Origin of the sequence: Microbacterium sp. CFBP9023 (genome assembly GCF_034045055.1) — a bacterium.
GTDB lineage: Bacteria > Actinomycetota > Actinomycetes > Actinomycetales > Microbacteriaceae > Microbacterium.
Genome location: NZ_JAXCWI010000003.1, coordinates 587,796 through 608,816, shown reverse-complemented (window position 1 = coordinate 608,816; position 21,021 = coordinate 587,796). Strand labels below are relative to the sequence as shown.

At 67.5% G+C, this 21,021-nt stretch carries 19 protein-coding genes and 2 riboswitches; of the genes, 3 read left to right on the top strand and 16 right to left on the bottom strand.

All coding sequences use genetic code 11. The features are described from left to right. From SOM10_RS17555 to SOM10_RS17540, 4 genes are all read right to left on the bottom strand, one after another. On the bottom strand, window positions 1–174 hold a 174-nt coding region (locus SOM10_RS17555; protein ID WP_320491374.1), incomplete at its 3' end, for a ferredoxin family protein. Window positions 175–183: 9 nt separating this feature from the next. Beyond that, a complete protein-coding gene (locus SOM10_RS17550; RefSeq protein WP_230100669.1) occupies window positions 184–660 on the bottom strand; it encodes a histidinol dehydrogenase in 477 nt (158 codons plus the stop codon). Between the two features lie 35 nt (window positions 661–695). Continuing rightward, window positions 696–1,010, bottom strand: coding sequence for an AzlD domain-containing protein (locus tag SOM10_RS17545; protein ID WP_053095573.1), 315 nt, complete (start codon window positions 1,008–1,010; stop codon window positions 696–698). Then, window positions 1,007–1,717: an AzlC family ABC transporter permease gene (locus SOM10_RS17540; RefSeq protein ID WP_320491358.1), complete on the bottom strand. Its 711-nt coding sequence runs from the start codon at window positions 1,715–1,717 to the stop codon at window positions 1,007–1,009. Before SOM10_RS17540 ends, SOM10_RS17545 begins: the two co-directional genes overlap by 4 nt. Window positions 1,718–1,810: 93 nt before the next feature. Between SOM10_RS17540 and SOM10_RS17535 the strand changes: the two genes are divergently transcribed. Next, window positions 1,811–2,359 (top strand): helix-turn-helix domain-containing protein, encoded by a 549-nt coding sequence (locus SOM10_RS17535; RefSeq protein WP_187249387.1) that lies wholly within the window; start codon window positions 1,811–1,813, stop codon window positions 2,357–2,359. Between the two features lie 3 nt (window positions 2,360–2,362). On the opposite strand, the gene SOM10_RS17530 is transcribed toward SOM10_RS17535, so the two are convergent. From SOM10_RS17530 to typA, 4 genes are all read right to left on the bottom strand, one after another. Then, window positions 2,363–3,994, bottom strand: coding sequence for an MFS transporter (locus tag SOM10_RS17530; protein WP_072590999.1), 1,632 nt, complete (start codon window positions 3,992–3,994; stop codon window positions 2,363–2,365). A 28-nt stretch (window positions 3,995–4,022) separates the two neighbouring features. Next, a complete protein-coding gene (gene glsA / locus SOM10_RS17525) occupies window positions 4,023–5,036 on the bottom strand; it encodes a glutaminase A (protein ID WP_320491357.1) in 1,014 nt (337 codons plus the stop codon). A 173-nt stretch (window positions 5,037–5,209) separates the two neighbouring features. Further along, entirely contained in the window at window positions 5,210–6,094 is an 885-nt protein-coding gene (locus SOM10_RS17520) for a phospholipase (protein WP_187249386.1), read from the bottom strand. A gap of 165 nt (window positions 6,095–6,259) precedes the next feature. Next, entirely contained in the window at window positions 6,260–8,173 is a 1,914-nt protein-coding gene (typA, locus tag SOM10_RS17515) for a translational GTPase TypA (protein WP_053095568.1), read from the bottom strand. Window positions 8,174–8,311: 138 nt separating this feature from the next. Here typA and SOM10_RS17510 point away from each other — a divergent pair, with 138 nt between their 5' ends. Both SOM10_RS17510 and SOM10_RS17505 read left to right on the top strand, forming a co-directional pair. Beyond that, window positions 8,312–9,382: a hypothetical protein gene (locus SOM10_RS17510; protein WP_157538134.1), complete on the top strand. Its 1,071-nt coding sequence runs from the start codon at window positions 8,312–8,314 to the stop codon at window positions 9,380–9,382. Between the two features lie 34 nt (window positions 9,383–9,416). Next, a complete protein-coding gene (locus SOM10_RS17505; protein ID WP_056278052.1) occupies window positions 9,417–10,199 on the top strand; it encodes a CPBP family intramembrane glutamic endopeptidase in 783 nt (260 codons plus the stop codon). A 14-nt stretch (window positions 10,200–10,213) separates the two neighbouring features. Here the strand turns inward: SOM10_RS17505 and SOM10_RS17500 are convergent, their stop codons facing one another. The 8 genes from SOM10_RS17500 to SOM10_RS17465 form a co-directional block, all read right to left on the bottom strand. After that, complete coding sequence (locus SOM10_RS17500; RefSeq protein WP_295104154.1) at window positions 10,214–10,774, bottom strand: PH domain-containing protein; 561 nt, start codon at window positions 10,772–10,774, stop codon at window positions 10,214–10,216. A 2-nt stretch (window positions 10,775–10,776) separates the two neighbouring features. Next, window positions 10,777–12,450 (bottom strand): dipeptide ABC transporter ATP-binding protein, encoded by a 1,674-nt coding sequence (locus SOM10_RS17495; protein WP_053095566.1) that lies wholly within the window; start codon window positions 12,448–12,450, stop codon window positions 10,777–10,779. Continuing rightward, window positions 12,447–13,391 (bottom strand): ABC transporter permease, encoded by a 945-nt coding sequence (locus tag SOM10_RS17490; protein ID WP_053095565.1) that lies wholly within the window; start codon window positions 13,389–13,391, stop codon window positions 12,447–12,449. Before SOM10_RS17490 ends, SOM10_RS17495 begins: the two co-directional genes overlap by 4 nt. Beyond that, a complete protein-coding gene (locus SOM10_RS17485; RefSeq protein ID WP_053095564.1) occupies window positions 13,384–14,310 on the bottom strand; it encodes an ABC transporter permease in 927 nt (308 codons plus the stop codon). The genes SOM10_RS17490 and SOM10_RS17485 overlap by 8 nt, the downstream gene beginning before the upstream one ends. 101 nt (window positions 14,311–14,411) lie before the next feature. Continuing rightward, on the bottom strand, window positions 14,412–16,049 hold the full coding sequence (locus SOM10_RS17480) for a peptide ABC transporter substrate-binding protein (protein WP_150115049.1): 1,638 nt from the start codon (window positions 16,047–16,049) through the stop codon (window positions 14,412–14,414). A 225-nt stretch (window positions 16,050–16,274) separates the two neighbouring features. Then, on the bottom strand, window positions 16,275–19,106 hold the full coding sequence (gene gcvP / locus SOM10_RS17475; RefSeq protein ID WP_372984318.1) for an aminomethyl-transferring glycine dehydrogenase: 2,832 nt from the start codon (window positions 19,104–19,106) through the stop codon (window positions 16,275–16,277). 61 nt (window positions 19,107–19,167) lie between these two features. Next, window positions 19,168–19,545: a glycine cleavage system protein GcvH gene (gene gcvH / locus SOM10_RS17470; RefSeq protein WP_320491344.1), complete on the bottom strand. Its 378-nt coding sequence runs from the start codon at window positions 19,543–19,545 to the stop codon at window positions 19,168–19,170. Beyond that, window positions 19,542–20,726 (bottom strand): glycine cleavage system aminomethyltransferase GcvT, encoded by a 1,185-nt coding sequence (locus tag SOM10_RS17465; protein WP_320491343.1) that lies wholly within the window; start codon window positions 20,724–20,726, stop codon window positions 19,542–19,544. The genes gcvH and SOM10_RS17465 overlap by 4 nt, the downstream gene beginning before the upstream one ends. Before the next feature lie 51 nt (window positions 20,727–20,777). Then, window positions 20,778–20,880: riboswitch (glycine riboswitch) on the bottom strand. A 1-nt stretch (window position 20,881) separates the two neighbouring features. Next, window positions 20,882–20,976, bottom strand: a riboswitch (glycine riboswitch). Window positions 20,977–21,021: the final 45 nt, after the last annotated feature.

The window sequence follows — 21,021 nt, the reverse complement described above, 5'->3', positions numbered from 1 at the left end:
TTCGTAGTAGATCGCCTCGACGGGGCAGACGGGTTCGCACGCGCCGCAGTCGACGCATTCGTCGGGGTGGATGTACAGCGAGCGTTCGCCCTCATAGATACAGTCAACGGGGCACTCGTCGATGCAGGCGCGATCCTTGACATCGACGCACGGGAGGGCGATCACATACGTCACCCCTCCAGTCTACGACTCGCCGCCGGTCCGATCGCCCAGGACGGGGGCACGAGGGGCGGTCGCCTCGTCTGCGCCGGGCGCCGTGCCGGATGCCGCGGCCGTCGACGCCTGCGCCTCGGTGCGAGTCGGAAGCCGCGAGAACGAGGGCCATGCGACAGCGAGGAGCACGAGCCCCGCGACGAGATAGGTCCAGATGCGACCGCTGAGCGTGTCTTCGACGACCACCGATCCCCCGGGCCCGACGCCGGAGATGAGCACCAGCATGCCGAGCATGCCGAGCCCCGCGGCGAGAGTCGCGCCTCGGTCGTGGGTGAGCGCGCGGATCGCGACGAGGATCGCGCCGCACGCGATCGCTCCGACGATGAGTCCGACGGGCACGGGACCCCACATGAGGCTGTGACCGATCGTCCCTGCGACGCCGAACACGCCGCCGACGAGAGCCGCGGCGATCCAGGAGAGCACCCGGGAGATCCATCCGATACGCACGAGTCGATCCTACGCGCGCCGCCGCGAAGGGGCGCTCAGACAGCGAGCCCGAACAGGCGCAGGAGAGCCGCGACGAGGGCGGCCGCGACCACCACGACGAGGAACGACTGACGCAGCCAGAGAAGCCCGGCCGCGACGAGCAGAGCGGGAACCCGTGCATCGACGACGACGGCCTGCCCGGCTCCGAGGGTCTGCACGGCCACGAGCGCGGCGAGCAGGGCCACGGTGAGCAGATCGGAGATGCGCGCCGGTCGCGGTGCCTCGAGCACCGAGGGCGGCACGAGGTACCCCGCGGCCTTCAGAGCGAGGCAGATCACCGCAGCGAGAAGGATCGCACTCCAGATGCTCACGCGGCGGCCTCCCCACCGTCGGGTGCGGAGGCATCGACTCGACCGAGCCAGTTGAACCAGCCCACGATGATCGCGACGACGGCTGCCACGAGCACGGGCAGCCCGGGCATGATGAACGGCGTGAGGGCGGCCGCCACCACCGCCGCAGCCACCCCGACCGCTATGGCCTGACATTCCTTCAGGCGCGGCCAGAGCAGAGCCAGGAACGCCGCGGCCGCCGCAGCATCCAGCCCCCAGGTCTTGGGGTCACCGAGCACGTCGCCGACGAGTGCCCCGATCAGGGTCGTGATGTTCCAGCCGATGAAGATGCCGATCCCGGTGACCCAGAAGCCGACCTGCCTCAGCCGCGGATCAGTCTGCGAGATGGCCACGGCGGTCGACTCGTCGATCGTGAAGTGCGCCGCCGCTATCCGCCGTCCGGTGGTCGTGCCGACGACGGGTGACATCCGCATGCCGTATGCGACATTGCGCACTCCCAGCAGCGCGGCCGACGCGATCGCCGACGGCAGTGCGGACACTCCTCCGGCGGCGAAGACTCCGACGAAGGCGAACTGCGACCCGCCCGTGAACATCAGCAGGCTCAGCACGCACGCCTGCCAGACGTCGAGTCCGGATGCCACGGCCAGCGCGCCGAACGAGATGCCATAGGCGCTGGTGGCGAGCACGACTCCCAGCGCTTCACGCCAGACCTCGCGGTCGGCGCTCATCGCACGATCGTTCGCTGCGGTGAACACATGACCATCATTCTGAACGCGGTGTCCGGGATAGTCAAGCGAACGATCGTTTGACATGATGAACACATGGAGGAACTCCGAACGCGCATCGCCCGCACTCTGCGCAGAGAGAGGGAGAGAGCCGGACTATCCGTGTCGGAGTTGGCGCGTCGAGCGGGAATCTCGAAGGCGACCGTCTCCCAACTGGAGTCCGGTGCCGGCAACCCCAGCGTCGAGACGCTCTGGGCGCTCGGCGTCGCGCTCGGGGTGCCGTTCGCCGTCCTCGTCGATCAGCAGAGCAACGCGCCGACGCTCATCCGCGCCGATGACCTCACGGGCGTCCCGTCGTCGGTCGCCGCGTACAGCGCGACCCTGCTCTCAGCGAGCCCGCCGGGTGCGAGGCGGGATGTGTACCTGATCCACGCGGATCCCGGGGACCCACGCCGCTCCGATCCGCATCACGTAGGAACGACCGAACACGTGATCCTCATCTCCGGCCAGGCTCGGATCGGTCCGTCGGACGCCCCCGTGCTGCTGAACCCGGGCGACTATCTCTCGTACGCCGGAGACGCGCCCCACGTGTTCGAGGCGACCGTCGCCTCGACCAGTGCGGTGCTCATCTCGGAGCTGCGCTGAGCATCACTTCGGCGCGGAGCCCGAGACCGGTGACGGGTCCGGGATCTCGTCCGGCTTGTACTTCGGCAGCCGGGATGCAGGCAGGATCGCCACGGCACTGAGTCCCGCGAGCAGCAGCAGGCCGAGTCGCAGCGTCCCCAGACGCGACTCCTCGTTGACGGCCACCGCCGCGTCGACCTGCTCGGGCGTCGCATCCGTCTGCTCGAGTGCTGCGCGCAGGTCGTCGTTGCTGACGAAGTTCAGGTTGTCCATGTCGACCTGCGCGACGAGCGACGGCGGCAGCTCGGGGTGCTCGACGACCGCGCGGCCGATGCTCACCCCGAGGAGCGAGACGAGGAGTGCGCCGGCCAGAGCGGTCCCGACCGCCGAGGCGAGATTCTGCGTGGTGCCGCGCAACGAGCCGACATCACCCGCGAGCTCAGCCGGCGCCGCGGTGACGAGCACGTTGAAGACGAGGGTCACGAGCGCACCCTGACCGATGCCGAACACGACCAGCCCGAGGATCGTCGGAAGCGTCTCCCAGTTGTTGTTCACCACGAAGGACAGCCAGACGAGCGCGACCGTGGTGAGGATGAAGCCGAAGACGCCGATGACCCGCGGCGGGTAGCGCTTGTAGAACCGGACGACGAGTGTGGCGGTGATGAACACGGTCAGGTTGAAAGGCATCATCGCGAGCGACGTGTCGAAGGGCGTCCTTCCCTGCACGATCTGGATGTACAGGGGGATGGTGAAGTTCACGCACGCCTCGAGCGCCACGACGATGAACATCGCGTACACGGCAGCGCGCTCCTTCGACGAGTCGAGGATGCTGAGGTCGATCAGCGGCACCTTGCCCTCGGCCATCCGACGGCGAGTCCAGACGAAGAAGCATTGACCGAGCACGATCCCGACGACGACGAAGGCGGGCGCAGGCGAGAGCCCGAGGATGTTGAAGGGTGCGGCCTCGGTCGCGGCGACGGCACCCCACCCGTTGAGGTTGTTGAAACCCAGGGTCAGAAGCACGATGGCCGCGCCGATGAGGAGCGACGCCACGAGGTCGATGCGGATCGACGCGTCTCCCCCATCACCTCGCAGCGTGAAGCTGAACGCGAAGACGACCACGGCGATGCCGAACACGATGAAGAACATCGGCCGCCATCCGACCAGGGTGCCGAGCGTGCCGCCGATGAGGAACGCGGTGACTCCCGAAATGGCTCGGGCGGACCCGATCGCACCGATCGCCGTCGCCTGCTGCGCGCCCCGATAGTTCTCGGCGATCAGCGCCACGATCGAGGGGACGATGATCGCTGCGGCGGCGCCGGCGACCGCCTGACCCGCGATGGCCCAGCCCACGCTCGGGGACACGATCATCAGCACCGACGACGCGGCGAACAGGCCGATCACGATCCGGAAGATGAGGACCCAGCCGACCCGCTGCCCGAGCTTCGCGCCGGTCATCACGAGGGCGGCCACGGCGAGGCCGTACATCACGATGGTGGTGCTGGCGACCGTCGGCGGCACGCCGAACTCACTGACCATGCCACCGAGGGATATCGGCAGGGCTGCCACGTTGAACGACATGAGCACCTGGGCGAGGAAGAGACTGACGAGCGGCATCCAGGAGGTCTTCGTGGATGCCGGAGCAGTGAGTGTCATGGCAGGGTCCTCTGAGCGGGGAAGGAGGTCAGTCCGTCGACCGAGCGGTCGGCGCGGGCGCGGAGGCGAACAGGTTCAGTCCGAGAGCGCGGGAGAGGTGACCGATGGCGAGCTGCGATCGCACGGAGTTTCCCGCCGCGTCGAGGCGCGGTGAGAATCCGGCGACGGCACCCTTGCCCGGCGCGACGGCGACGATCCCTCCTGCCACACCCGACTTGGCGGGCAGCCCGATCTCGAACAGCCACTCACCCGAGGCCTCGTAGAGGCCCGTGGATGCCACCACTGCGAGAGTGTCGCGGCAGACGTCCGCAGAGACCACCCGCTCGCCCGTGATCGGATTCACGCCGCCGTCGGCGAGCGTCGCCCCCATCACCGCGAGGTCGTGGGCCGTGACGCTGAGAGCGCACTGACGCGTGTAGACGTCGACGACCTCGTCGGGGTCGCCGACCAGCCGTCCGTAGCTGCGGAGCAGCCAGCCCATCGCCCGGTTGCGCTCGTTGGTCGCGGCTTCCGAGGCGTACACCACGCCGTCGAGGCTCAGCGCGCGGCCGGCGAAAGCAGAGAGCCCCTCGCGCACGCGCTCCCACTGCTCGACAGCCGTCTGCCCCGGCATCAGTGCCGTCGTCGCGATCGCACCGGCGTTGACCATCGGATTCATGGGGTGTCCGCCGTTGAGCTCGAGCGCCATCAGGGAGTTGAAGGCGAGGCCGGTGTTGTTGACGCCGACGATGTCGCGCACCCGCTCATGGCCGTGCTCCTGGATCGCCAGGGCGTAGACGAACATCTTCGAGATCGACTGGATCGAGAACGGATGCTGCGCATCCCCGGCGTCATGCAGGCCGCCGTCGACCTCGATGACCGCGAGACCGAACAGCTCGGGGTCGGCCTCGGCGAGCACCGGGATGTAGTCGGCGACCGCGCCGCCGTGGTCCTGCGCATACAGGCGATGAGCCTCACGCACGAGCTGGTCGACCCTGTCCCACCCGGGCAGCCCACCCGTCGAGACCTGCTGCGGGATGCCTGCCAGCGCCGCGACGTCCATGCGTTCTCCTTCGAGTCCACGACCCCCCAGCCGTCATCGCTCACCGTAGTGCCAATGCGTCGCGCTGCCTAGGGCAGGCAGTGCCCTGTTGCGACACATGTCCGGAGACACCGAGACCCACCGCCGCACGCAGGCGGGGTGGGTCTCGGAGGGAGGGTGTGCGGAGCTGCGACTCAGTACCAGTTCACCGACTGGGAGTGGCCCCACGCACTGCAGGGGGTGCCGTAGACCGACGAGATGTATCCGAGGCCCCAGCGGATCTGAGTGGCCGCGTTGGTCTGCCAGTCGGAACCGGCTGACGCCATCTTGCTTCCGGGCAGAGCCTGCGGGATCCCCGTCGCGCCACCCGAGGCGTTGTACGCCTTGTAGTTCCAGCCGGACTCCTTGGTCCACAGCGAGTTCAGGCAGGAGAACTGGTCCTCACCCCAGCCGTACTCACTCGACGCGATGTCGCGAGCCGCGGCCTTCGCGCCGTCGACGGTGTTCGTCTGAGCGAGCGCCGCGGCTTCAGCCGCCGCCTGGGCCGCAGCCGCGTCCGCAGCGGCCTTCGCCTCCTGGGCCGCGACATAGGACGCCTGCAGCGCAGCGGTCTCCGCGACGATCTCGTCGGTTCCGGTGACTGCGTACGCGGTCAGGCTCGAGAGCTCCCTGTTCGAGAAGTCATCACGGTCCGCCAGCTGATCGACCCACGTGGTCACGTCAGCGGTGTCGACGCTCGAGGGTGCGGCGCCCAGATCGAGGCCCGATGCCGCGACCTCTGCGTTCAGCGCCTCAGCTGCCGCGACGGCATCCTGAGCGGCGACCATCGTGAGCGCCGAGTCATCCGCGCTCTTGGCCGGGGCGTCCGGCTCGCCGGTGACGAACGAGGTGACGCCTGCGACGGCGTCCGGCAGCTCGGCGCCGGCCGCGGGGGCGGACACGATGCCGACCGTCAGAGCGAGGCCGAGCACGCCGCCGGTGATCGTTCCGAGAATCAGTTTCGGGCGACGCGCCGTGATGGCGTTACGAGCTGTCGCCGCCGCGTGGGCGCGCCGAAGCGCACGGGTGGTGTGAAGCATTGGGTTCGACTTTCGGGTCGTCGTACGCCCGTCACAGGACACTCATCGGGAGATCGCCCCAGGCGCAAGGTAACGATTCTGCAACGGCACTCCTGGACGTTTCGTGAGAAAGGGGCCCTGTACCGCCGTTTCCGGCGGTACAGGGCCCCTTCTCTCAGACGATTCTCAGACGTTCGCGTCCTGGCGCTTCAGGCGAGCGGTCTCACGCGCACGAGTGTTCGCGTCGAGATTCACCTTGCGGATGCGGACGACCTCGGGCGTGACCTCGACGCATTCGTCGTCACGGGCGAACTCGAGGCTCTCCTCGAGCGTCAGCTGGCGCGGGGGCGTCATCGACTCGAAGGTGTCGGAGCTCGCCGCACGCATGTTGGTGAGCTTCTTCTCCTTCGTGATGTTGACGTCCATGTCGTCGGCGCGGGAGTTCTCGCCGATGACCATGCCCTCGTAGACCTCCTGCGTGGGCTGCACGAAGAACGACATGCGCTCCTGCAGGGCGATCATCGCGAACGGAGTCACGACGCCCTGACGGTCGGCCACGATCGAGCCGTTCTGACGGGTCGTGATGGAACCGGCCCACGGCTCGTAGCCGTGCGAGATCGCGTTCGCGATGCCGGTGCCTCGGGTCGTCGTGAGGAACTCGCTGCGGAACCCGATGAGACCGCGCGACGGGACGATGAACTCCATGCGGACCCAGCCGGTGCCGTGGTTCGTCATGTTCTCCATGCGGCCCTTGCGGTTCGCCAGAAGCTGAGTGATCGCGCCGAGGTGCTCCTCCGGCGTGTCGATCGTGAGGTGCTCGAACGGCTCGTACGTCTTGCCGTCGATCTTCTTCGTGACCACCTGCGGCTTGCCGACGGTGAGCTCGAAGCCCTCACGGCGCATGTTCTCGACGAGGATGGCCAGCGCCAGCTCTCCGCGGCCCTGCACCTCCCAGGCGTCCGGGCGCCCGATGTCGACGACCTTGAGCGAGACGTTGCCGATCAGCTCCTTGTCGAGACGGTCCTTGACCATGCGAGCGGTGAGCTTGTGACCCTTGACCTTGCCCATGAGCGGCGAGGTGTTGGTGCCGATCGTCATCGAGATGGCCGGGTCGTCGACGGTGATCGCGGGAAGCGGCCGGACATCCTCGGGGTCGGCGATCGTCTCGCCGATCGTGATGTTCTCGAAGCCGGCGATGGCGACGATGTCGCCCGGGCCCGCCGAATCGGCCGGGTAGCGCTCGAGCGCCCGCGTCTTGAGCAGCTCGGTGATGCGTGCGTTCTGGTGCGTGCCGTCAGCGCGGACCCAGGCGACCGTCTGGCCCTTCTTCAGCGTGCCGTTGAAGACGCGCAGCAGAGCGAGACGACCGAGGAAGGGGCTGGAGTCGAGGTTGGTGACCCAGGCCTGCAGCGGGTGCTCGTCGTCGTAGGCGGGAGCGGGGACGTGCTCGAGGATCGCCTCGAACAGCGGCTCGAGGTCGTCGTTGTCGGGCAGCGATCCGTCGGCGGGGCGGTTCTGCGAGGCCGCGCCGGCACGGCCGGACGCGTAGACGACGGGAACGTCGAGCAGGGCGTCGACATCGAGGTCGGGCACGTCGTCGACGAGGTCGGACGCGAGGCCGAGCAGCAGGTCGTGGGCCTCTTCCTCGACCTCGGCGATACGAGCGTCGGGACGGTCGGTCTTGTTGACCAGGAGGATGACGGGCAGCTTGGCCTCGAGAGCCTTGCGCAGCACGAAACGGGTCTGCGGGAGCGGGCCCTCGCTGGCGTCGACGAGCAGCACGACGCCGTCGACCATCGACAGGCCGCGCTCGACCTCACCACCGAAGTCGGCGTGGCCGGGGGTGTCGATCACGTTGATCGTGATCTCCTTGCCCTGAGCATGCTTGCCCTTGTAGGTGATCGCCGTGTTCTTGGCGAGGATCGTGATGCCCTTCTCGCGCTCGAGGTCGTTCGAGTCCATCGCGCGCTCATCGACGTGGGCGTGTTCGCCGAACGAGCCGGTCTGACGCAGCATGGCGTCGACGAGAGTGGTCTTGCCGTGGTCGACGTGCGCGACGATTGCGACGTTGCGGAGGTCAGAGCGAAGGGCGTGCGCCATGCAGATGTCCTAAAGAGTGTGGGGTTTTGCCGAGAAGCCGACGTTCCAGACTATCGTATTCGGGCGAGTCGTTCCTGAACGGCGAAGTACGACCTCGACCGTCGCGCCGATGCGAGGGCTGTGCGATACCGTGGCCGCATGAGCGGCCACATGCACGACACCGACCTGGCCGCCGTGCAGAATCCTGCGACGCCACCCGCTCTGCTCGCAGAGATAGCCGCACGCCGGGGAGATCTGCATTCGCTCCTACTGCATCACCCCGCCTGCTACCCGCAGCTGCGCGAGTGGATACTCGCAGTCAATCCCGCGATCCGAGCGGCGATGGCTGCTCCAGCTCCAGCCCCTGTTCCGCGGCGAGGAAGGGGCGGGCTGTGCGCGCTCCTCGGTTGCGGTGGAATCGCTCTGCTGGGCTTCGCCCTCGTCGTGGTGCTCGTCGTCGCAGGGCTGTTTGCGTCCTCTTCGTCGCCGGAGCAGCCGGCAGCACAGGGAACCGGCTCCCGCTCCGAGTCGCTGGCGGCGTTCGATGCGGAGCGGAGCAGGTTCTATGAGCTCTATGCACAGATCGAGGCGAACCCGGTGGCTCCCCTGGTCGCGGACCTCATGACGTTCCGACGCCTGGAGGCGTCGATCTCGCAGCCCCCTGTCACCGACGCGTCGGTCGCTGACCATGCGAGCGAAGCCAAGGCCATCCGGCAGAGCCTCGAGCAGCGGATCGCCGACGCCGCCGCGCGACGAGCGAACGTCTCCGGTTCGGTCAGCGAGGCGATCGTCGACGAAGCCGGCCAGGGATTCATCGACATCGCATGGAACGCGGACACCGAGTGCGGGACCCCCGGAGAACCGGATGACGGAAGTGTGACGATCGGCTGCATCTCCGAGGAAACGCTGACGGTTCACCTTCTGCCTGAAGACCAGCTCGGCGGCGACACCGCCATCCGTCTGGTCGTTCTGCACGAGCTCTCGCACCTCTACATGCGAGCCGACAGCGATGCGAACGGGGCCGAGCTGGGGTCATCTGGCGTCCTCGTCGAGCAGGGGCACTTTCAGGGGAACAGCGAGGTGTTCGCCGACTGCTACGCACTGACCTATCTGGATCTGTGGACCCTGACCTTCGACGGTCGCGACTACGGCTACGACTACATCTGCACAGCCGAAGAGCGACAGCTCATGCGCACGTGGGCTGTCGAAGTGCACGCGCCCATGCCATAGCAGTGCCAGCCGCGCGAGTACGATCGGTGATGCCATGAGCCTCCCCTCGAACGCCCCATCCCCGAGAGCACGCCTGTGGTGGGAGATCGCGATCGTCCTCGCGCTCGGCCTCGGTCAGTCCGCGGTGTACGCGATCGTGCAGCTGGCCTACCGACTCACCGACGAGACGCCTCTCGCCGATCAGACGGCCGCGCTCAATCCGTCCCGCAGCGATCGGGAGATCTTCGACCTGATCTATCAGGTCCTCTCGATCGGATTCTCGATCGTCCCGGTGCTGCTCGTCTGCTTCCTGCTCTGGCAGTCGTCGAGGCCGCACCTCGGCAGGCTCGGCCTCGACGGGACCCGCGTGGGTGCCGACATCGGGCGGGGCGCACTGCTCGTCGCGGCGATCGGCATCCCGGGGATCGGGCTCTACCTGGCCGGAAGAGCCATGGGGATCTTCGTCGCGGTCGACCCCTCGGGCCAGGGCGCCCACTGGTGGACCGTGCCGATCCTCCTTCTCGCGGCAGCCCGTGCATCGCTCCAGGAGGAGTTCGTGGTGCTGGGATATCTGTTCGCCCGTCTGAAGCAGCTCGGGTGGGGCCCGTGGACCATCATCCTGACGACGTCACTGCTGCGCGCGAGCTACCACCTCTACCAGGGGCCCGGCGCCTTCATCGGCAACTTCGCGATGGGCCTGCTGTTCGGCTGGCTGTTCCAGCGCAGTGGCCGGCTGATGCCGTTCCTGGTGGCGCACTTCCTGATCGACGCGACCGTGTTCGTCGGCTACCCCTGGGCCGCGGCGACCTGGCCGGCGCTGTTCGGGTTGCCCGGCTGAGAGCCGAGGCGAGGTCAGCCGTTCGCGATCAGGATCGACGCCACGGCCCAGAGCACGATGACACCGAGGGCGATGAGCGCCCGATAGTCCCACGTGCGGCGGATCGGCGCGTCCGCACCGGAGAGAGCCGCCTGCCAGCGGTCACGGACGTCGGTGAGGTCGCGGAGCGCGACGGGGGCCTTGGCCTCGTCGTCGCCGGTCGCGCGTCGCACCGGCCGCGCTCGAGCCGGCCCTCCGTAGCTCGACAGGTCGGTGCCGTCGTCGAGCGAGAAGACGAGCTGCCAGCGCAGGTCGACGTCGCGCACGCGGCTCCAGCCGAACGAGGTGCGACGCAGCATGTTCTGCACCATCGCTCCCTGGTCGTCGATGCGGACGACCGAGACGAAAGCGATCTCGTAGACCACCCAGAGTCCGAGCAGCACCCAGGGCGCGAGCAGGAGCATCTGGCCCCAGCCGGCGCGTACGACGGCGTCGCCGAGCAGGAAGATCGCGAGCAGCGAGCACAGCACGAGGGAGACAGGCCCGGAGGCCGCACGGAAAGTCCGTGCGGCCTCCGGTCGAGGGTCGATGCTCACTCTCAGTGACCGCCGAGGGTGATGGTCGCCCCGGGGATCGCTTTGAGCAGACGATCGGTGTACTCCTGCTGGGGATTCGCGAAGATCTCGTCGACAGTGCCCTGCTCGACGATCTTGCCCTTCTCCATGACGCACACCAGATCGCTCGACACTCGGACGACCGCGAGGTCGTGAGTGATGAACAGGTAGGTGAGCCCGAGCTCCGACTGGAGCTCGGCCAGCAGCTGCAGCACCTGATCCTGCACCAGCACGTCGAGCGCCGACACCGCCTCGTCGAGGACGATGATGTCGGGCTTGAGCGCGAGAGCGCGTGCGATCGCGACACGCTGACGCTGACCGCCCGAGAGCTCGTTCGGATACCGGGTCGCGAGGACGCGCGGAAGCGAGACCTGGTCGAGCAGCTCCTCGACCCGCTCGCGCTGCGAGGCGCGATCGCCGACGCCGTGGATCTGCATCGGCTCGGCGATCGTGTTGCCGATGTTGCGCAGTGGATCGAGCGAGCCGTACGGGTCCTGGAAGACCGGCTGCATGCGCCGACGCAGACCGAACGCCTGCGCATTCGACAGCCTCGACACATCCTGCCCGTCGATCTCGATGGTTCCGCTGGTCGGCTCTTCGAGCTTCAGCACCATCTTGGCGACCGTGGACTTGCCAGAGCCCGACTCGCCCACGAGCGCGAGCGTCTTGCCGCGAGGGATCTCGAAGGACACGTCGTCGACAGCGCGGAACGCTTCACTGCGGAAGTTCCCCTGGCGGATCCGGTAGTCCTTCGTGAGTCCGGCGACGCGCACCGTCGGCGGGATGTCGGCGAGGTCGTCGAGCGTCTCGATCCCCCGGTCCTCCACCACCGCCTGGATGCGCTGCGATGCGACGCTGGGCGCCGCGGCGACCAGTCGCTTCGTGTACGGGTGCTGCGGGTTCTCGAGGATCTCGCGGCTGGGACCGGACTCGACGATGTTGCCGCCGTTCATCACGATGATCTTGTCCGCACGCTCGGCTGCGAGACCGAGATCGTGCGTGATCAGGAGCACCGAGGTGCCCTTGTCACGGGTGAGCGACGCCATGTGGTCGAGGATCACGCGCTGCACAGTGACGTCGAGAGCCGAGGTCGGCTCGTCGGCGATGAGCAGCTTGGGGTCGGCCGCGAGGCCCATCCCGATCAGCGCGCGCTGGCGCATGCCTCCCGAGAACTGGTGCGGGAACTGGTGCAGACGCTTCTCGGCGTCGGCGAGTCCGGCCTGCTGCAGCACCTCGACGGTGCGCGCCTTGGCCGCGTCGCGCCCCTGGGCGATGCCGTTCGCACGGATCGCCTCCTTCACCTGGAAGCCGATGCTCCAGACGGGGTTGAGATTCGACATCGGGTCCTGCGGCACGAAGCCGATGTCCCGGCCTCGGACGGCCTCGATCTCGCGACGGTTGAGCGTCGTGAGCTCGCGCCCCTCGAGGGTGATCGATCCCGCGGTGACCTGGCCGGTGCCGGGCAGCAGGTTCACGATGGCCGTGGCCGTCGTGGACTTGCCCGAGCCCGACTCGCCCACGATCGCGACGGTCTCTCCGGGCATGACGTCGAAGCTCACTCCGTGGAGCACTTCGCGCAGACCCTCCTGCGTGCGGAACGCGACGCTCAGGTCGCGGATGCTCAGCAGCGGGACCTGTTCGGTGATTCGCTCGCTCATCGGCGTGCCCTCGCCTTCGGGTCGAGGGCGTCTCGGATGAGCTCGCCCAGGGTGACGAACGCCAGCACCGCGAGGGTGAGGGCGATCGACGGATAGATGAGCGCCATCGGCGCGACACGCAGCGATGCCTGAGCCTTCGCGATGTCATTTCCCCACGACATCACGTCGCTGCCGAGCCCCACCCCGAGGAACGAGAGCGTCGCTTCCGCGACGATCGCGGCGGCGAGGCCGAGCGTCGAGACGACGAGCAGCGGAGCGATGGCGTTCGGGACCACGTGGTTCAGGAGGATCTTGAACTTCGACTGACCGAGCGCCTGCGACGCCATCACGAAGTCCGCCTGACGCACACGGAGCACCTCGGCCCGCACGACGCGAGCCGTGGACGCCCAGGCGAACGCTCCGATGGCGAACGCGAGCGTCCACACCGAACGGGAATCCCGGAACACGGTCATCACGACGACGGCCGCGAGGATGTACGGGATGGCGAAGAAGATGTCGCCGATGCGCGAGAGCACCGAGTCGAGCCATCCGCCGTAGAAGCCCGCGAGAGCTCCCATGATCAGGCCGAGAACGGACGAGATCAGCGTCGCGATGAGGCCGACGGCCAGCGACGTCTGAGCACCCCAGACGATGCGCGCATAGATGTCGCAGCCCTGGAACGTGAACCCGAGCGGGTGTCCGTCCGTCGGACCGCCGTTGCTGTTCGACAGCTGGCAGTCGTTGTTCGGCGGCGTCGCGGTGAACAGAGTCGGCCACAGCGCCATCACGAGGAAGAACAGCGCGAGGACGACCGAGAACCAGAACAGCGGACGACGACGCAGGTCGAACCAGGCGTCACGCCAGAGGTTGCTGGGCTTGTCCGAGATCCGAACGGCGTCGACCGCGATCGACTCCGTCTCGATCGGAGCGACGTAGTGCTTCTGAGATGTGGGATCAGGCATAGCGAATCCTCGGGTCGAGCAGACCGTAGAGCAGGTCGATGAGAAGGTTCACCAACACGTACAGGATGACGAACACGGTCACGAACGAGACGACCGTGGGTCCCTCGCCGCGCTGGATCGCCTGGAAGAGCGTGTTTCCCACACCGGGGACGTTGAAGATGCCCTCGGTGACGGTGGCGCCCACGAGCAGCACGCCGAAGTTCGTGGCGGAGTTCGTGATCACCGGGATCAGGGAGTTGCGCAGCACGTGCACGGGCAGCACGCGGTTGCGCGAGAGGCCCTTGCTGTACGCCGTGCGCACCCAGTCCTGGTTCAGGGTCTCGATGACCGAGCTGCGCATGAGACGCATGCTCACCGCATAGAGGCTGAAACCGAGCACGATCGCCGGCAGCCACAGCCCGCCCCAGTCGTTGTCCGCACCCACCGTGGGCTTGAACCAGCCGAGCTGGATCGCGAGGAAGTACTGCGCGAGGAACGCCACCACGAAGATCGGGATCGCGATCGCGACCAGCGCCACGACGAGCGAGACGTTGTCGAACAGCTTGCCCTTGCGCAGCGCCGAGATGGTGCCGATGACGATGGCGAGCACGAACTCGATGGCGATGGCCATCACTGCGAGTCGGCCGGTGACAGGAAGCGTGGCGGCGAGCACAGCCGAGACCGGGCGGCCCGAGTAGGTCGTGCCCAGGTCGCCCTGGAAGACGCCGGTGATGTAGTACCAGTACTGCACGATGAACGGCTGGTCCAGGTGGTACTGCGCGCGCAGCTGCTCGACGACCGCCGGGTTGGGCGTCTTGTCGCCGAACAGGGCGAGGATCGGGTCGCCGGGCATGGCGAACACGAGGAAGTAAATGAGCAGGGTGGCTCCGAAGAAGACCGGGATCACCTGCAGGAGACGTCTCAGAATGTAACCGAGCATCCGCTTGTCCCTTCTTGAGGGGAAAGAAAGCTACGTGAACACAAGCCTGTGAGGCGGTGACGAAGAATCGTCACCGCCTCACAGGTGAAGTGCCGTCAGACTTACTCGCCGGCCTTCGTGATCTCGTAGTACAGCGGAACCGAGTTCCAGCCGAACGTGACGTTGTCGACGTTCTCGCTGAAGCCACCGGTCACGTTCGAGTACCACAGTGGGATCGCGGGAAGATCCTGGAACAGGACCTCCTGCGCCTTGGTGAAGTCCTCGATCTGAGCCTCGGCGTCGGGGTTGCTGATGCCGGCGGAGATGAGCTCGTCGAACTCGGGGTTCGTGTAGTCACCGTCGTTGGAGCCTGCGCCGGTGGCGTAGAGCGGTCCGAGGAAGTTGTACAGACCCGGGTAGTCGGCCTGCCAGCCCGAGCGCGCAGCCGTGGTGATGGTGCGGTCGTTGATCTTCGTGCGAAGGTCCTGGAAGGTCGGGTACGGGTCACCCGATGCCTCGATGCCGAGCGTGTTCTTGATGCTGTTGCTCACCGCGTCGACCCAGGCGTCGTGGCCGCCGTCGGAGTTGTACGCGATCTTGAACTCGCCGTCCCACGGTGCGATGGCGTCGGCCTCAGCCCACAGCTCCTTCGCCTTCTCGGGGTCGAAGTCGAGGACCTCGCTGCCGGGAACCGAGTCGGACCAGCCGTCGATGACCGGAGAGGTGAAGTCGGATGCCGGGGTGCGGGTGCCCGAGAAGATCGTCTCGGTGATCTCCTCGCGGTTGATCGCCATCGACAGCGCCTGACGACGCAGCTGGCCCTCTTCGCCGCTGAAGTGCGGGAGGAACTGGCCGATGGTGAAGGACTGGAACACAGCGGAGGGCTGGTTCACAGCACGGTCGCCGAGCTCGTCGGTGAAGACCGGGAGCGAGTTCGTCGGGATCGCGTCGATGACGTCGACCTCGTTCGACAGCAGGTCGGCGTATGCGGCCTCCTGGGTGGCGTAGAACTTGATGGTCAGACCGCCGTTGGCGGCCTGACGGCCACCGTCGTAGTCGTCGTTGCGGACGAGGTCGATCTGGACGTCGTGCTGCCACGCGTCTTCGCCGTCGATCATGTACGGACCGTTGCCGATCGGGTTCTGACCGAACGCTTCCATGTCCTCGAACGCGACGTCGGGGAGCGGGTAGAAGGCCGAGTAGCCGAGACGCAGAGCGAAGTCGGATGCCGGCTTGTTCAGCGCGATCGTGAAGGTGTAGTCATCGACCTGCTTGAGACCCGTGAGCTCGGAGTCGGTGTCGTAGCTGAAGCCCTCGATGTCCTCGAAGAAGTAGCTGGAGAGGTGAGCGTTCGACGCCTTGGCGCCCTCGTTCCACGCCTTGATGAAGTTGTCGGCGGTGACTTCTTCACCGTCGGTGAAGGTCAGGCCTTCCTTGATCTTGACGGTGAGGTTCTGCGGGTCCTCCGTGGTGATCTCCTCAGCCACGTCGTTGACGGGCTTGCCGTCGGCGTCGTAGTAGATCAGACCGGCGAAGATCTCGTCGAGGATCTTTCCGCCGCCCACCTCGTTGGTGTTGGTGGGGATCAGCGGGTTCTCGGGCTCCGAGCCGTTCGTGGTGATGATGGCGTCGGCGTCGGTGTTCGCACCGGAGCCGCCGTCGCCTTCATTGCCGCTTCCACCGCTCGCGCAGCCCGCGAGCGCCAGGGCGCCGATCGCGAACAGCGCAGTGCCCGCAAGGGCGATCTTGTTGCGCTTCACTTTGTGTCCTCCTGTGGACGGGTATTCATCAGACTGCGCGCTCATCGTCGAACGCGTAGGGATAGTTGACTGTAACCCGCGGTTTCGTGGACGCCGCTCTCGGCTAATGAACCGTTACTGAGTGGTGACCAACTGAAACATCCCCGAAACACGCGGAAATGCACGGAAACGAGTGACGGCGTCGTGTCCGCATGGACACGACGCCGTCACCCCTCAGGATTCGGTTCAGGCGAACGCCTCGATCGGCGGGCAGGCGCACACGAGGTTGCGGTCACCGTACGCCTGGTCGATGCGGCGCACGGGCGGCCAGTACTTGCCTGCCACCAGGGCGTGCACCGGATAGGCGGCGTCTTCACGGCTGTAGGCGTGCTCCCACTCCCCCGCGATCAGCGAGACGGCGGTGTGCGGAGCGTTGACGAGAGGGTTGTCGTCCGCGGGCCAGCGCCCGGCGGCGACGGCATCCGCTTCGGCCTTGATCATGATCATGGCCTCGATGAACCGCTCGATCTCGCCGAGGTCCTCGGACTCGGTGGGTTCGACCATCAGAGTCCCCGCGACCGGGAACGACATGGTCGGTGCGTGGAAGCCGAAGTCGATCAGTCGCTTGGCGACGTCGTCGACGGTGATCCCGGTCTCCTCGCGAAGCGGACGCAGGTCGAGGATGCACTCGTGCGCCACCCGGCCGTCCTCCCCCGCGTACAGCACGGGGAAGTGCTCGCCCAGGCGCGCGGCGATGTAGTTCGCCGACAGCACGGCGGCCGCGGTCGCGTGACGGAGGCCGTCGGCGCCCATCATCCGCACATAGGACCAGGAGATCGGCAGGATGCCCGCAGATCCGTACGGTGCCGCCGACACCGCGCCGCCTTCGAAGACGAATCCGCCCGCATGCTCCGCCCGCTGCGCGAGCGGGTGCGACGGCAGGTGGGCCGCGAGGTGCGCCTTGGCCGCGACGGGGCCCACACCGGGGCCGCCGCCGCCGTGCGGGATCGCGAACGTCTTGTGCAGGTTGAGGTGCGAGACGTCGCCGCCGAGATCGCCGAACCGGGCGTAGCCGAGCAGCGCGTTGAGGTTCGCACCGTCCACGTACACCTGGCCGCCGGCGTCGTGCACCGCGGTCGTGATCTCGACCACGTCCTGCTCGTAGACGCCATGCGTCGACGGGTAGGTGATCATCAGCGCCGAGAGCTCGTCGGCGTGCGCCGCGATCTTCGCCCGCAGGTCGTCGAGGTCGACGTTCCCGAGCTCATCGCACGCCACGACGACGACCTTCATTCCGGCGAGCACCGCGGAGGCCGCGTTGGTGCCGTGCGCGGACGACGGGATGAGGCACACCGTGCGCTGCGTGTCGCCGTTCGCGAGGTGGTATCCGCGGATGGCGAGGAGGCCGGCCAGCTCGCCCTGCGACCCGGCGTTCGGCTGCAGCGAGACGGCGTCGTACCCCGTGACCTCGGCGAGCCACGCTTCGAGCTGCGTGATCATGTCGAGATACCCCGCGACATCGGATGCCGGCGCGAACGGGTGGATGCCCGCGAACTCCGGCCACGTGATCGATGCCATCTCGGTCGCCGCGTTGAGCTTCATCGTGCAGGACCCGAGCGGGATCATGCCGCGGTCGAGCGCATAGTCACGATCGGCGAGGCTCTTGAGATAGCGCATCATCGCCGTCTCGCTGCGGTGCGCGTGGAAGACGGGGTGCGTGAGGTACTCGTCCTGACGGAGCAGATCGCCGGGGAGGCCGCCCTGCGAACCGGAGCCGAAGAATCCGAATGCGCGCTCCCGGGCACCGCCGAAGACCTGAGCGACCTGATGGAGCTCGGCGACCGTCGTGGTCTCGTCGATCGAGATGCCGATCGTGTCGGCATCCGCGGCGTGCAGCAGGATGCCGAAACCGTGATGGGCCTGCTCCACGAACTCGGCAGCGCGCCCCGGCACCCGCACCTGGAGGGTGTCGAAGAACGAGTCGTGCACGACGTCCGCACCCGCATCGGCGAGCCAGTCGCGCAGCATCGCGGTCTTGGCCGCGACCTCCCGGGCGATCGCCTTCAGTCCATCGGGACCGTGGTAGACGGCGTACATCGACGCCATCACGGCGAGCAGCACCTGAGCGGTGCAGATGTTGCTCGTCGCCTTCTCGCGGCGGATGTGCTGCTCGCGGGTCTGCAGCGACAGCCGATACGCCGGCTTGCCGTCGGCATCGACAGAGACGCCGACGAGACGGCCGGGCAGCTGACGTTCGAGCCCTGCGCGCACAGCCATGTAGCCCGCGTGCGGGCCTCCGAAGCCGATCGGCACGCCGAAGCGCTGCGTCGTCCCGACCGCGACATCGGCCCCGAGCGAGCCGGGCGACGCGACGAGGGTGAGCGCGAGAAGGTCGGCCGCGACGACGGCGAGCCCGCCCGCGAGGTGCGCCGCATCGATCACGGCCGCCGGGTTCCAGACTCGCCCGGAGGCCCCCGGGTACTGCACGAAGACGCCGAACAGCTCGGCGGGCAGCTCCTCGCCCGCCGCGAAGTCGACGGACACCAGTTCGATGCCCACGGCCTCGGCACGGGTCTCGAGCAGTGCCTTCGTCTGCGGGAACGCGTCGGCGTCGACGGCGAAGACGTTCGACGCCTTCTTCGACGCGCGGCGTGCCAGCAGCATCCCCTCGACCACAGCGGTCGATTCGTCGAGCATCGACGCGTTCGCGGTGGTCAGGCCGGTCAGTTCGGCGACCATCGTCTGGAAGTTGATGAGTGCTTCGAGGCGGCCCTGCGAGATCTCGGGCTGGTACGGCGTGTACGCGGTGTACCACGACGGATTCTCGAGCACGTTGCGCTGGATCACCTGAGGGGTGATCGTGCCGTAGTACCCGAGCCCGATCATCGGCCGGTTCACCGTGTTGCGGGACGCGAGCGCGCGCAGCTCGGCGAGCGCCTCGGTCTCGCTCGCTGCGCGCGGGATCACGGACTCCGTGGAGGCGGGGGTGAAGATCGAAGCGGGCACGGCCTGACGCATCAGCGCCTCGACCGGGCTCCAGTCCTCGAGCTTCGACTCGACGCCCAGGGTGTCGAGCATCTGGCGCTGGGCGGCGGCGGTGGTTCCGATATGACGATCGGCGAAAGAGACCACTGGACGATCAGCCCTCCGTGAGAGCGACGTACGCGTCGCGGTCCATCAGGCCCTCGAGCGCACCGGCGGCGACGGAGACCTTGATGAGCCAGCCTCCGTCGAACGGCTCGGCGTTCACGAGCGACGGGTCGTCGACGACGGCGTCGTTGATCTCGACGACTGTGCCGGTGACCGGGGCGTAGAGCTCGCCGACCGACTTGGTCGACTCGATCTCACCGACGACCGAGCCTGCGGCGATCTCGGTGCCGACGGCGGGGAGTTCGACGAACACGACGTCTCCCAGCTTGTCGGCCGCGTAGTCGGTGATCCCGATGGTGACGGTGTCACCGCCAGCGGCGATCCACTCGTGCTCGTCGGTATAGCTGAGTGCGTTGAGATCGGTCATTTGGTCCTCCGGTAGAAAGGCAGGGCGGTCACGGTCGCGGGGATCCTGGTCCCCCGCACATCAAGGAATACTGCGGTTCCCGCGGCAGCGGAAGAAGGTGCCACGTAGGCCATCGCGATCGGGTGGCCGAGCGTCGGGCTCAGTGCACCGCTGGTGACCTCGCCCAGAACGATGCCGTCCGCGTCGACCACCGAGTAGCCCGCGCGTCCGGCTCGCTTGCCCTCGGCGACCAGGCCGACGAGCACCGGAGCGTCGGATGCGGCATCCACCGCTCCCTTGCCGATGAAGTCATCTTTGTCGGACACCACCACTCGCCCGAGACCGGCCTGAGACGGCTTCGTCTCGCGCGAGAGCTCGTGACCGTAGAGAGGCATCCCCGCTTCGAGCCGGAGGGTGTCGCGCGCGGCGAGGCCCGCGGGGACGAGCCCGTGCGGCTCACCCGCCTCGACGAGGGCGTCCCACAGGGCGGGTGCGTCGGCGGCTCTCACCAGAAGCTCGAATCCGTCCTCACCCGTGTAGCCCGTGCGGGCGAGCAGCAGCGGTGCACCCTGGAACAGCGCATCGGCCCAGGCGTAGTACTTCTGCTCCGCCCATGGGGTGCCGAGATCGGTGATGCCCGGCGTCGACGAGACGATCGCCTCGGAGGCGGGGCCCTGGACCGCGAGCAGGGCATAGTCGTCGGAGACGTCTTCGACGTCCACGCCCCTGTCGCCGATGAACCCCGCGAAGCTGCGGTCCTCTCCCTCGGCCCTGGCGGGCATCTCGCGTTCGATCCGCGATGGGAACGAACGGACGCGCGATGCGAACGCCTGGTCGACGAATCCGCGGTTTCCCGCGTTCGCGATCACCAGGAAGCGGTCGTCTGCGAGCCGGTAGACGATGACGTCGTCGATGATCCCGCCGTCGTCGGCGAGCATCAGGGAGTACTTCGCCTTGCCGACCGCCATCGCCGACAGCCGGCCCGCGAGCGAGTAGTCGAGGAACTCCCCGGCGAAGTCGCCGGTGACGAGGAACTCCGCCATATGGGAGATGTCGAAGATGCCGGCCGCCTGCCGCACGGCGTGGTGCTCGGCGAGGTCGGACGTGTATCGCACCGGCATCTGCCAACCGCCGAATTCGGTGAACGATGCACCGAGCGCCTCGTGGCGCTCACGCAGCGGGGTGTAGCGGGGGTCGGACATGGAGTTCTCCCGGGCTGGATCGGGCGGAACAGCGACGCTGCTCCTGGGAACTCCCCCTCTGTCATGAGCCTGAGAGCTTCGCCCAGAGACTGGGCTTTCACCGTCGGCGGATCCGAGCTGACGCGGCGTCGCTCGAGATCGCTTTTCAGAGTGGCCGGAACCGCGCGGTACGCGTACCTGAGAGATTGGCGGGGAGGCTTGCTCCTTCGGTGCCCGGCTGCATTCGCCGGGGCTCTCCCGCGTGGGTCATTCGGCCTGTCTTCACTTGTGGCCTCAGTCTAGCGGGTCGACGTCG

Excerpts from the sequence above, each read along its gene's own strand:
- SOM10_RS17505 (WP_056278052.1), top strand. The coding sequence starts at position 9,417 with ATGAGCCTCCCCTCGAACGCCCCATCCCCGAGAGCACGCCTGTGGTGG.
- SOM10_RS17490 (WP_053095565.1), bottom strand. The coding sequence starts at position 13,391 with ATGCCTGATCCCACATCTCAGAAGCACTACGTCGCTCCGATCGAGACG.
- SOM10_RS17530 (WP_072590999.1), bottom strand. The coding sequence starts at position 3,994 with ATGACACTCACTGCTCCGGCATCCACGAAGACCTCCTGGATGCCGCTC.
- SOM10_RS17510 (WP_157538134.1), top strand. The coding sequence starts at position 8,312 with ATGAGCGGCCACATGCACGACACCGACCTGGCCGCCGTGCAGAATCCT.
- glsA (WP_320491357.1), bottom strand. The coding sequence starts at position 5,036 with ATGGACGTCGCGGCGCTGGCAGGCATCCCGCAGCAGGTCTCGACGGGT.
- gcvP (WP_372984318.1), bottom strand. The coding sequence starts at position 19,106 with ATGCTCGACACCCTGGGCGTCGAGTCGAAGCTCGAGGACTGGAGCCCG.
- SOM10_RS17465 (WP_320491343.1), bottom strand. The coding sequence starts at position 20,726 with ATGTCCGACCCCCGCTACACCCCGCTGCGTGAGCGCCACGAGGCGCTC.
- typA (WP_053095568.1), bottom strand. The coding sequence starts at position 8,173 with ATGGCGCACGCCCTTCGCTCTGACCTCCGCAACGTCGCAATCGTCGCG.
- SOM10_RS17495 (WP_053095566.1), bottom strand. The coding sequence starts at position 12,450 with ATGAGCGAGCGAATCACCGAACAGGTCCCGCTGCTGAGCATCCGCGAC.
- SOM10_RS17485 (WP_053095564.1), bottom strand. The coding sequence starts at position 14,310 with ATGCTCGGTTACATTCTGAGACGTCTCCTGCAGGTGATCCCGGTCTTC.
- SOM10_RS17540 (WP_320491358.1), bottom strand. The coding sequence starts at position 1,717 with ATGAGCGCCGACCGCGAGGTCTGGCGTGAAGCGCTGGGAGTCGTGCTC.
- SOM10_RS17520 (WP_187249386.1), bottom strand. The coding sequence starts at position 6,094 with ATGCTTCACACCACCCGTGCGCTTCGGCGCGCCCACGCGGCGGCGACA.
- gcvH (WP_320491344.1), bottom strand. The coding sequence starts at position 19,545 with ATGACCGATCTCAACGCACTCAGCTATACCGACGAGCACGAGTGGATC.
- SOM10_RS17535 (WP_187249387.1), top strand. The coding sequence starts at position 1,811 with ATGGAGGAACTCCGAACGCGCATCGCCCGCACTCTGCGCAGAGAGAGG.